General features: G+C 69.2%; 9 protein-coding genes. 5 read left to right on the forward strand and 4 right to left on the reverse strand.

Annotation, left to right across the window (positions count from 1 at the left end):
* Positions 1–302: 302 nt before the first annotated feature.
* Positions 303–794 (reverse strand): beta-class carbonic anhydrase, encoded by a 492-nt coding sequence (locus AC2VON_RS03910; RefSeq protein ID WP_486951762.1) that lies wholly within the window; start codon positions 792–794, stop codon positions 303–305.
* A 106-nt stretch (positions 795–900) separates the two neighbouring features.
* On the opposite strand from AC2VON_RS03910, the gene AC2VON_RS03915 reads away from it, so the two are divergent.
* Genes AC2VON_RS03915 through AC2VON_RS03930 form a run of 4 tightly spaced genes read left to right on the forward strand, consistent with a single transcriptional unit; the run spans position 901 to position 6,341 of the window.
* Positions 901–1,878, forward strand: coding sequence for an ABC transporter permease (locus AC2VON_RS03915; RefSeq protein WP_486951763.1), 978 nt, complete (start codon positions 901–903; stop codon positions 1,876–1,878).
* Positions 1,875–2,810: an ABC transporter permease gene (locus tag AC2VON_RS03920; protein WP_486951764.1), complete on the forward strand. Its 936-nt coding sequence runs from the start codon at positions 1,875–1,877 to the stop codon at positions 2,808–2,810. Before AC2VON_RS03915 ends, AC2VON_RS03920 begins: the two co-directional genes overlap by 4 nt.
* Positions 2,807–4,657, forward strand: a complete 1,851-nt coding sequence (locus AC2VON_RS03925) for a dipeptide ABC transporter ATP-binding protein (RefSeq protein ID WP_486951765.1) — start codon at positions 2,807–2,809, stop codon at positions 4,655–4,657. Before AC2VON_RS03920 ends, AC2VON_RS03925 begins: the two co-directional genes overlap by 4 nt.
* Positions 4,658–4,667: 10 nt before the next feature.
* Positions 4,668–6,341 (forward strand): ABC transporter family substrate-binding protein, encoded by a 1,674-nt coding sequence (locus tag AC2VON_RS03930; protein WP_486951766.1) that lies wholly within the window; start codon positions 4,668–4,670, stop codon positions 6,339–6,341.
* Positions 6,342–6,420: 79 nt separating this feature from the next.
* On the opposite strand, the gene AC2VON_RS03935 is transcribed toward AC2VON_RS03930, so the two are convergent.
* Together AC2VON_RS03935 and AC2VON_RS03940 are read right to left on the reverse strand one after the other, a co-directional pair.
* A complete protein-coding gene (locus tag AC2VON_RS03935; protein ID WP_486951767.1) occupies positions 6,421–9,042 on the reverse strand; it encodes an AAA family ATPase in 2,622 nt (873 codons plus the stop codon).
* On the reverse strand, positions 9,039–10,199 hold the full coding sequence (locus AC2VON_RS03940; protein WP_486951768.1) for a metallophosphoesterase family protein: 1,161 nt from the start codon (positions 10,197–10,199) through the stop codon (positions 9,039–9,041). The genes AC2VON_RS03935 and AC2VON_RS03940 overlap by 4 nt, the downstream gene beginning before the upstream one ends.
* A gap of 238 nt (positions 10,200–10,437) precedes the next feature.
* On the opposite strand from AC2VON_RS03940, the gene AC2VON_RS03945 reads away from it, so the two are divergent.
* Positions 10,438–10,944, forward strand: coding sequence for a SixA phosphatase family protein (locus AC2VON_RS03945; protein WP_486951770.1), 507 nt, complete (start codon positions 10,438–10,440; stop codon positions 10,942–10,944).
* A gap of 40 nt (positions 10,945–10,984) precedes the next feature.
* On the opposite strand, the gene AC2VON_RS03950 is transcribed toward AC2VON_RS03945, so the two are convergent.
* Positions 10,985–11,376 (reverse strand): DUF3558 domain-containing protein (locus AC2VON_RS03950; RefSeq protein ID WP_486951769.1); only part of this gene is annotated, 392 nt, incomplete at its 5' end.

Genomic DNA, 11,376 nt, shown 5'->3' on the forward strand with positions numbered 1-11,376 from the left:
CCGTTTCGGGGACGTTCGGATCAGGGGTGATCTGGTAGTCGTCGGCGGAGGCGACCGCCCCGGAGAGCAACAGCGCCACCAACGACCCACCGGCGGCAAGCACCAGGGTATGGGTGCCGGTCACGAAGCAGCGCTTCATCATTAGCTCCCCCATTCGACCCGCTCACCGTCAAACTCGTCGTTTGCACAGTGAGCTGCACTCTACCTACACAGCACAAAGGTTGCGAAATATCCCCACTCGGGAATACTTCAGCCGGCCTGGCCGCGAAGCCCCGAATGGTAGACGGACCCGGGCCAACCGGCTAGCGAGCCACCTCGTCGAGTTTGCCGGTGGCGACGTCGAAGACGAAGCCGCGCAGCGACTCGGTCTGGGTGATGAACGGGTTGGACTGCACCCGGCGCAGCGACTGCCGGACGTCCTCGGCCGGGTCACTGAAGGCCTCGGCAGCCCAGCTCGGCCTGATGCCGGTCTCCGCCAGGATGGAGCGTTTGAAGTCATCGTCGGTGAAAGTGAGCATCCCGCAGTCGGTGTGGTGGATCAAGATGATCTCCCGGGTGCCCAGCAGCCGCTGGCTGATGGCCAGCGACCGGATCGCGTCGTCGGTGATCACCCCTCCGGCGTTGCGGATCGAATGCGCCTCACCCTCCTTGATCCCGAGCACCCGGTAGACATCCAGCCGGGCATCCATGCACGCCACCACCGCGACGTGCTTGCTGGGCGGCAGCGGCAGCGGTCCGCTAAACGTGCGCGCGTACACTACGTTGTTCGCCAGGTATTCGTCGGTAGCTGTCACACCAATCTCCTCATCGTGGTCACGGAGCGTCAGCGGGTCTAACAGCCGTCGGGCTCGATTCCATCCCTTACCCTGTGCCCATGCCACACGCGTGCGAGGGACGGCCGTGACGCGGTTCGTGCTGGGTCGGCTGCTCAACTACATCGTGCTGCTGGCGCTGGCGTCGTTTCTGACGTTCTGCCTGACCTCGCTGGCATTTCATCCGCTGGAAAGCTTCCTGCAGCGCAGCCCCCGGCCACCGCAGGCGGTGATCGAAGCCAAGGCGGCCGAGCTCGGTCTGGACGAGCCGATACCGGTTCGGTACGCGACGTGGCTCTCCGGTGCGGTGCGCGGTGACTTCGGCCCGACGGTGACCGGTCAGCCGGTGTCGGCGGAGCTGGGCCGGCGGATCGGTGTCAGCCTGCGCCTGGTGGTGCTGGGTTCGGTGGTCGGTACCCTCGCCGGCGTCGTGCTGGGGGCCTGGGGGGCGGTTCGGCAGTACCGGCTGAGCGACCGCGTGATCACCGTGCTGTCGTTCGCAGTCCTGAGCGTCCCGACGTTCGTGCTGGCTTACCTGGTGATCCTGGCCGGGCTGCGGGTGAACATGATCCTCGGGGTGCGGGTCTTCGAATACACCGGGGCGGCCTCGCCACTGGCCCCCGCAGGGGTGTGGAACCAGTTGGTCGACCGGGTCCAGCACATCGTGTTGCCAAGCCTCACACTGGCTCTGGGCGCGATGGCGGTTTTCGGTCGCTACCAGCGCAACGCGATGCTCGACGTGCTCGGTGAGGACTTCATCCGGACCGCGCGCGCCAAGGGCCTGACGCGGCGGCGCGCACTGTTCAAGCACGGCCTGCGCACCGCGCTGGTGCCGATGGCCACCCTGTTCGCCTACGGGATCGCCGGCCTGCTCACCGGCGCGGTGTTCGTCGAAAAGATCTTCGGCTGGCACGGCATGGGCGAGTGGGTGGTGCAGGGCATCGCCACCCAGGATGCCAATGTCGTGGTGGCGATAACGGTGTTCTCCGGAGCGGCGATTCTGCTGGCCGGATTGCTGTCGGACGTGATCTACGCGGCGCTGGACCCGAGGGTGCGGGTGTCATGACCCAACCGGCGACCGTGCAGAACGTGGCCGAGCCTGTCGGCGTCCCGCCGGCAACGTTCTTGTCACGGCGAAACCTGTTGCTGCGCCGCTTCATCCGCAACAGGCCGGCGGTCCTTTCGCTAATCCTGTTGGTGCTGCTGTTCGCCGGCTGCTACGCGCTGCCGCCGCTACTCCCTTACCGCTACGCCGAACTCGATTACCACGCACTGCTGCAACCGCCCTCAGCACGGCACTGGTTCGGCACCAACGCACTCGGTCAAGACCTGCTGGCCCGAACCCTGCGCGGCATGCAGAAGTCGATCCTGATCGGCCTGTGCGTCGCCGTGATCTCCACCAGCGTCGCCGCCACCGTCGGATCGGTCTCCGGTTACTTCGGCGGCTGGCGCGACCGGACGCTGATGTGGCTGGTGGACCTGCTGCTGGTGGTGCCGTCCTTCATCCTGATCGCCATCGTCACGCCGCGCACCAAGCAGTCAGGCAGCGTGGTGTGGCTGATCGTCCTGCTCGCCGCGTTCAGCTGGATGGTCAGCTCACGGATGGTGCGCGGCATGACGATGAGCCTTCGCGAGCGTGAGTTCATCTACGCGGCAAGGTATATGGGTGTCCCCAGCCGTCAGATTATTTGGCGTCATGTGGTGCCGAACGTCGCCTCGATACTCATCATCGACGCAGCTCTCAACGTCGGGCTGGCTATCCTGGCGGAAACCGGCTTGAGCTTCCTGGGATTCGGCATCCAGCCGCCCGACGTATCGCTGGGTACCCTGATCGCCGACGGTACCAACTCGGTGACAACGTTCCCGTGGGTGTTCCTGGTTCCGGGCGGGATGCTGGTGCTGATCGTGTTGTGCACCAATCTGATCGGCGATGGCCTAAGGGATGCGCTGGATCCGTCCAGCCGGCCGCGGCAACGCCGGAAGCGAAGCCGAAGATGACCGTCCTGCTGGACGTGACGGATCTGGCCGTGACGTTCGAAACCGGCGACGCCTCGGTGTCGGCGGTGCGCGATATGAGCTACACCGTCGGCCCGGGCGAAGTCGTCGCCCTCGTCGGCGAGTCCGGATGCGGCAAAACCACCGCCGCGATGGCCGTGGTGGGCCTGTTGCCCGAATACGCCCGTGTCTGCGGTTCGGTGCGGTTGCACGGTGAGGAGTTGCTCGGGCTGGGCGATTCGGCGATGTCGCGGATTCGCGGCAGCGCGATCGGCACCGTGTTCCAAGACCCGATGTCGGCTTTGACGCCGGTGTACACCGTCGGCGACCAGATCGCCGAAGCCATCCGGGTGCACCACCGCGACGTCGGGCGGCGGGCCGCCCGGGCACGCGCCGTCGAACTGCTGGAACTGGTCGGCATCGCAGCGCCGCAACGCCGGGTACGGGCCTTCCCGCACGAGTTGTCCGGCGGCGAACGCCAGCGGGTGGTGATCGCGATCGCCATCGCCAACGATCCGGACCTGCTGATCTGCGACGAGCCCACCACCGCGCTCGACGTGACGGTGCAAGCCCAGATTCTCGACGTGCTCGCCACCGCGCGCGACGTCACCGGCGCGGGCGTGTTGATCATCACCCACGATCTGGGTGTGGTGTCCGAGTTCGCCGACCGGGCGCTGGTGATGTACGCCGGCCGCGTCGTCGAGGCCGCCGCGGTCGACGAGCTGTACCGGGACCGGCGCATGCCCTACACCGTCGGGCTGCTGGGCTCGGTGCCGCGGCTGGACGCCCGGCAGGGCACCCGGCTGGTTCCGATCCCCGGCGCACCGCCGTCCATGTCGTCGCTGACCGCCAACGCGTGTCCGTTCGCCCCGCGGTGTCCCCTGGTGACCGGCGAATGCCTTTCGGCTGAACCGGATCTGGCCACCATATCCGAGGGCCACCGCGCGGCCTGCATCCGTACCGACCTCGTCGCCGGGCGCAGCGCCGCCGACATCTTCAACGTGTCCACCCAGCCGGCGGCCAGGACGGCCACTGACGAACCGCCGGTGGTGCTGCGGGTCGTCGGCCTCGCCAAGGTCTACCGGCTCACCAAAGGTGCGCTGCTGCGCAGGCAGGTGGGCGAGGTGCGCGCAGTCGACGGTGTCAGCTTCGTGTTGCAGCAGGGCCGCACGCTGGGTATCGTCGGCGAGTCAGGGTCGGGCAAGTCGACGACGCTGCGGCAGATTCTGGAACTGGCCACACCCCAGACGGGGTCCATCGAGGTGCTGGGGGCGGACGTCGCGACCCTGACCGCGGCGGCCCGCCGGGCGCTGCGGGCCGATCTGCAAGTGGTGTTCCAGGACCCGGTCGCATCCCTGGACCCCCGGCTGCCGGTGTTCGATGTGCTCGCCGAACCGTTGACCGCCAACGGGTTCGACCGGCGCCGCTGCGAGCAGCGGGTAATCGAGTTGCTGGACGTCGTCGGGTTGAGCCACTCTGACGCCAGCCGTTACCCGGCCGAGTTCTCCGGCGGGCAGAAGCAACGGATCGGAATCGCTCGGGCCCTGGCGCTGCAACCGAAGATCCTTGCGCTCGACGAGCCGGTCTCCGCACTCGACGTGTCGATCCAGGCGGGCATCATCAACCTGCTGCTGGATCTGCAGGACCGGTTCGGGCTGTCCTATCTGTTCGTCTCCCACGACCTGTCGGTGGTCAAACACCTGGCGCACCGGGTCGCGGTGATGTACGGCGGGAAGATCGTGGAGCAGGGCGACGGCGATCAGGTGTTCGCCGACCCGCGCCACGAGTACACCCGCCGGCTGCTGGCCGCGGTGCCGCGGGCGCATCCCGATCTGGCCGTGCGCGGCTAGCATCGGTGCGGTGACGCGCCAGCCCAAGCTTCGACGACCGGTGTTGCCGGCGCTGCTGACCTGCCTGGCGGTCACCGGCTGCTCAGCCGGGTATCCCCAAGTCGCCCCGCCGGCCGGGGCGGCGCGCGTGGGTGCGGTCAGCGACATCAACCCGCAGGACCCAGCCACGCTGCGTGACGGCGGCAACCTGCGGCTCGCACTGACGGAGTTCCCGCCGAACTTCAACCCGCTGCACATCGACGGCAATACGGTCAACCTCAATTCGATCGTCCGGCCCACCCTGCCGCGGACATTCCTCGCAGCCGCCGACGGGTCGCTGAGCATCGACCGCGATTACTTCACCGCGATCGAACTGACCGGCAGGGATCCGCAGGTCGTCACCTACACCATCAACCCGAAGGCGGTGTGGAGCGACGGCACCCCGATCACCTGGGCGGACCTGGCCGCCCAGGCAGCCGCCTGCAGCGGCCGGGACAAGGCATTCGCGATCGCCAGCAAGGCCGGATACGAGCGAGTGGAGTCGGTGACCCGAGGCGTCGACGACCGCCAGGCGGTGGTCACCTTCGCCAAGCCGTACGCGGAATGGCGCGGCCTCTTCGGCGACCTGCAGCCGCGCGCCGTGACGGCCACCCCGGACGCCTTCAACAAGGCACAACTAGACCGGCCCGGCCCGTCGGCCGGGCCGTTCATCGTGTCCGCTATCGACCGGGGTGCGCAGCGCATCGCGTTGACCCGCAACCCCCGATGGTGGGGCGCCCGGCCGCGGCTCGACTCGCTGACGTTCCTGGTGCTCGACGCGGCCGCGCTCATCCCCGCGCTGCAGAACAACGCCATTGACGCCGCCGGCCTGGCCACACTGGACGACCTGACCATCGCCGAGCGCACGCCGGGCATAGCGATCCGGCGCGCACCGACGCTGACCTGGTCGCATTTCACATTCAACGGCGCACCCGGGTCGATCCTGTCCAATGTCCGACTGCGGCTGGCGGTCGCCAGGGGCATCGACCGTCAGGCCATCGCCGATGTGGCCCAGCACGGCCTGACCGAGAATCCCGCCCCGCTGAACAACCACATCTTCGTCGCCGGCCAACTGGGTTACCAGAACAACTGCGCCCCAGCCGATTACGACCCGGACCGGGCGGCGAGGGATCTCGACGAGCTGGGCTGGAAACTCAACGGGGCAGTGCGGCAGAAGGACGGCCGGCAACTGGTGATCCGGGACGTGTTCTACGAGGCGCAGGCATCTCGGCAGATCGCGCTGGTTGCCCAGCACAACCTGGCCCGGATCGGCGTCAAGCTGGTGCTCGAGGCCAAACCGGGCACCGGGTTCTTCAGCCAGTACATCGGTGTCGGCGGCTTCGACATCGCCCAATTCGGTTGGTCGGGTGACGCTTACCCGCTGTCGGCGCTCACCCAGATCTACGCGTCGGACGGCGACAGCAATTTCGGCAAGATCGGAAGTCCTTCGATCGACGCCAAGATCGACCAGACGCTCGCCGAGCTGGACCAGCAGAAGGCGCGAACGTTGGCCAACCAGGTCGACACCATGCTCTGGCAGGAAGGGTTCAGCCTGCCGTTGTTCCAGTCTCCCGGCGATGTCGCCGTGCGCGCCGACCTGGCCAACTTCGGCGCGCCCGGACTGGCCGATGTGAACTACACCGCGATCGGCTTCATGACGAGCTGATAGTAAAGGTGTCCGCGAGCGTTCCCGAGGCGTGCACTGAGCGCGAAAATTCGACCGATGTTTCGCAGTGGCTGCACGTTCAGCCCACGAGATCGATGCGGTGCGCGCCCTCGACGCTGCGGTAGCGCTCCGGGGTGCAGGTCAGCACGATCACCTGCCCGTGCGCACCCACCGCGTCGAAGACCGCACCCATGCTGGCCAGCCGGTCGGGATCGGTGAAGCCCAGCGCGTCGTCGATCAACACCGGGACACTGTCCTCCTTGGCGACCAACGCCGCCCCGGCCAGCCGGGCCAGGATGCCCAACTGCTCCTTGGCTCCGCCGGACAGCGACTGATACGGCACGGTGCGGCCGTCCAGCGTACGGGCGCGGATGCACAGGTCGGTGTCGACCTCAACCTCGAAGCTGTCCCCGAACACCGGTCGGCCGAGCCGTTCGATCTCGGTGCGAAACGGTTGCACATACCGCAGCCTGGTGTCATCACGGTGGCGGATCATCACCGAACGGAGCAGGTCCACGGCGCGAGCACGCCGGCCGATGCGGGCATGCTGGGCCGCGGCATGTTCCCGCTCGGCCTCCGCCGCATCCAGCCGGCTCTGGCGACCCTCGGTGCCGACCACGGAAAGCTCGACGCGCAGGTCGCGCAGTGCGGCGATGATCTGGTCACACCGGGTGCGCAGCGCTTGGGCACCCGCGGCGGCATCGGCCAGCTCGGCGCTGACCGCGTCGGGTGCGGCGGCGGTCAGTTGCCGCGACAGCTCCCTGACCCGCGTGGCGGCGGTCTCGGCGGCCCGTTGATCGGCGGATGCCGCGCCGGCCAGGGCGTCGTCACCGGTCTGCGCGCGCTCGCGGGCCAGTCGGTCGACGGCGGCAGCCAGCTCAGCGCGTCGGGTGTCGGCCTGGCCCCGCAACACGGTGGCCCGGGTGGACTGCTCCGTCAGCCGATCGGCCGCCTCGGCGGCGGCGCGGCGCCGGGAATCGCAGTCTTCGGCCACGGTGGCGCGCCGCGCCTCGGCGGCGGCGAGCTCGGCGCGAGCGGTTTCGACGTCGCCGATGGTGCCCGGCGCCGGCTCGGGCTGATCAGCGCCCAGGTGGTCCAGCCGGGCCCGCAGCTCATCGACCGGGTCGTCGGCGCGCAGCGCTTCCAGGGTGGCGGCCAGCTGGTCGCGGCGGGCCTGCAGTTCCCGGCGCTGCAGGTCGGCGTGCCGCGCCGCCGCCAGATCGCTCACCTGCGCGGCGGCCAGCGCGGTTGCCAGTTCCTGTTGTGCCGCAGCATGTTTGGTTTGCGAATCGCGAGTGGTGTCTCCGGGGCTGACCTGCACGGTCAGGACGCCGGGCACGTCGACCCGGGTGGCGGAGGTAGCGGTGATCGACCAACTCCGGCCGGCGGGCAGCGCCACCTGCTGATCGGGAAGCAGCAGGTCGATATCGGCGATCGCGGTGAACTCCACCGTCGCGGAGATCGCCGCCAGGGCCGCTTCGGCCCGGTCCGCGGCGGCTGCGGCGTCTTCGATCCGGCGCAGCATCGTCTCGGTGATCCTCACCGCGGCCAGCGCATCGCACACCCGATCATGGGCGCCTCCGGTGGCGCCGATCTTGGCCAGCCGGGCGGCGAGCCGGTCGGCCTCGTCTCGCCGGGTGAGCCGATCGACGACACCGCGCGCGGTCTGCACAGCCTGGTCGGCGATGAGCAGGGCCTGCGTTGCCTGGTAGGCGGCGGCGCCGGCGGCCTCGGCCGCGGTGCGGGCCGTCGCCTCCGCCTCGGCGGCCCGCTGCGCGTCGGCGTCCAGCGCGGTGACGGCGCCCGTGCGGGCCTCCACGTCGCCGCAGAGCCGCAGCCGTTCGGTGTGCGCGGCACCCGACGCGGTGCGGGCGGCGTCGGCCGTGGCAGCGACCAGCTGCGCCTCCCGCAGTGCCTCTGCCAGCTCGGCGACCTCCGCGGCGGCCTGGCGCGCCGCGGCGTGTCGGGCGTCGACACCGCCCTGCTGCGCGGACAGCGCTGCCAGCCGGCCGGTCAGCTCGTCGTGGCGGTGGACCCGCTCGTCGACCTCGGCGACCAACGCCGCGCAGCGCGTCACCTCGGTTTCGGCGGCGGCCAGCGCGGCCCGGGTGGCGGCCCACTGCTCGGTGGGGCGGCCGGTTTTGGTGAAATAGCGTGCGTATTCGGCGTCGATGCGCTCGATCAGCAGCGATTCGGAGCCCGATGGCGTCGCGGTGTTCCCGGCGGCGATGTCCAGTGCCCGCGACAGTGCGTCGCAGCCGGACAGGTTCACCGCTTCGGTGGCCGCGGCCTGCAGCACCTGTTGGGCTTCCCACAGCGCGATGTCCAGCGTCTCGTCGAGGATGCCGCAGACCCGCTGGTGCGCCTCGTCGCCGCTCAGCTGCTCACGGCGCGGCTGGACCATCGTCAGTCGGGTTTCCGGGCATTTGTGGAACCGTTTGTGGTAGACGAAACGGTAAGGGCCGGTGCTGATCTCGGCGGTGACCTCGGCGCCGACGTCGGCGTGGGTGGGTTTGACCGCCTTGACGTCCTTCTTGGTGGAGCGGTCCTTCGATCCCAGCAACAGATCGAGCGCCTCGATCATCGACGACTTGCCGATCTCGTTGGCGCCGTAGAGCACCACCACACCGTGGTCGGGGAACTCGACCTCACGGTGGTCGATTCCGCGGTAGTTTTTCAGGGTCAGCCGGTGCAGCCTCACGCCGTGGCCTTGTCGTGGTCGGTGAGCCGCAGCAGCAGGGCCAGCGCAGCCTGCGCGTCGTCGGCTGGATCGCCGGCGGCGCTGCGTGCAATGGCAACCAGCTCCTCGACGGCGGCGGCGGCGAACCCGCCCAGACCCAGATCCCTGAATTCGCCGTCAGCCGGGACGACCGCCAAGTCGCTGTGGCGCTCCCAATCGTCCAGCCCGGCGAACAGCCGGGAGTACCTGTCCAGGCAGGCATCCAACGCGGCACGGTCGGTGATGCTCAGCGAGCCGACCAGCGCCAGCCGCACCACGGTGCGCTCCTTGTCGGACATCCGGTCCAGAGTGGTGGCCAGATCGATGATGTCGGCGCCGGTGTCGATCCGGCGGCGCAGCGTGTGAAACCGCCATCGGCCGACGCGGCGGGGTTCCACGCCGACCGGGCGCGCCGGGTCGGTGTCGTCGATCTCGACGACCAGCACGTGGCCGGGGTCGGGTTCGATGTCGTCGAAGTTGGTGACTTCGGGCGAGCCCGAGTACCACACCCGACCAGTGTCGCCGACTGCGGTCAGCGAATGCTTGTCACCCAGCGCCGCGTAGTGAATTGCGCCGTGGGCCAGTGCGTCCTTCAGGGCGGTCAGCCCGATCAGCGCCGGGTTGGTCGGGTCGGGATCGAGCGTGTCGACCCCGCCGTGGGCGACCAGGATCCGGATGACGCCGTCGGCGGGGCCCAGTTCGGCCAGCGCGGCCGCGGCCAGGTCGGTGTTGGGTTTCTTGGACCGCCACGGTGCCGCGACGAGCTCGACGCCGGGGGCCACCAGGTGCGGCCCGGCGGTGTCGAGCACCACGACGTTGTCCGGGCATTCGGCGCGGAACAGCGCACCGGTGTACACCGACGACGCGTCCAGCGGATCATGGTTGCCGGGCAGCAGATACACCGGGACGCCGATGGCGCGCATAGCCTCCAGCGACTGGCTGATCACCTGCGGGGCGAGCTGGTTGTGCTCGAACACGTCCCCGGCGACCACGACGAACTGTGCGCCGGTGTCGTCCGCCAGCGCACCCAGTCCAGCCACCGCGTCCCGGCGAGCCGCCGAATACCGCGGCTGGACATCCCCGGCCAGCCGGCGCCGGGTCATGCCGAGCTGCCAATCGGCGGTGTGCACGAATCGCATCGCTGTCCCGTCCTCTCATCACGGGCCCGGCTTCGTCCTGGGCATGGCGAGTGTAGAGCCGGGCACCGACAAGGCCGCGGACCTTCCTCGGCACGTCCGCGCCCTGAGTCGCCAACCTGACACCGGATGTCACACCCGCCACATCCGCACCGATCACGATGCTCATGTGGCGGATGAGGGCGTGAATGGCGCGCTGCGGGAGGGGCTTGCCGGGTGGTACTGCTTTACCGTGGTCGTGGTGAGCAACCGACACCACACCCTGATCCTGTTGCGGCACGCCAAATCGGCATACTCGGGCTCGGTGGACGATCACGACCGGCCGCTGGCCCCGCGCGGCGTCCGGGAAGCCGGGTTGGCGGGTGATTGGCTGCGCGCCAACCTGCCCGGCATCGACGCGGTGCTGTGCTCGACGGCCACCCGCGCCCGGCAGACCCTGTCCAGCGCCGGGATCGACGCCCCGGTGCGCTATGCCGAGCGGTTGTACGACGCCACCCCCGGTGTGGTCGTCGAGGAGATCACCACGGTCGCCGACGATGTCGCCACCGTGCTCGTCATCGGACACGAGCCGGCGATATCCGCGGTGGCCCTGGGTCTGGCCGGCGCCGACGAGACCGGCACCACCGCCGCCGAACGCATCGCGGCGAAGCTCCCGACGTCGGCGATCGCGGTGCTGCGAGTGCCGGGCAACTGGAAGCAACTCGAGTTCGGCGACGCCACGCTGGTCGACTTCCACGTGCCGCGCTGAGAGAGCTCGGCTTCCGCCGGCGACCGGCCGCGCGCTGCCGTCAAGAGTTGGTGGCCAGCGTCAGCTCCATCAGCTTGAGTGCCTGCTCGCAGGCATCGATGCCGGGAGCCTGCGGGTTCACCCACCAGCCGACCACCCCCCCGGCATCGCTGGCCACCCCGCACGAACCGGTGGGGTCGCCCGGCCGCATCACAATCGACTGCACACCCACGATGGAGCGGGTCTCGATCTGGTACTTCAGAAACTCGGCGACCTTGCGCTCGTTGTCCAGGCTGCCCTGCTCGAACCAGAACCGGGTGATGTCGATCAGCCCGGCCGGGTTGGCGGCCTGCCAGCGGCAGATCGCGCCGACAAACGTGCTCTGGATGTCCAACGGGTCGGCGCCCACGGTCTTGGCGAGGATGTCGGTGGTCAACACCTCGCACTCCTTGA

The sequence above is a fragment of the Mycobacterium sp. TH-M82 genome, from assembly GCF_057473605.1.

Coding starts and splice junctions, on each gene's coding strand:
- AC2VON_RS03925 (WP_486951765.1), top strand. CDS start 2,807: ATGACCGTCCTGCTGGACGTGACGGATCTGGCCGTGACGTTCGAAACC.
- AC2VON_RS03940 (WP_486951768.1), bottom strand. CDS start 10,199: ATGCGATTCGTGCACACCGCCGATTGGCAGCTCGGCATGACCCGGCGC.
- AC2VON_RS03920 (WP_486951764.1), top strand. CDS start 1,875: ATGACCCAACCGGCGACCGTGCAGAACGTGGCCGAGCCTGTCGGCGTC.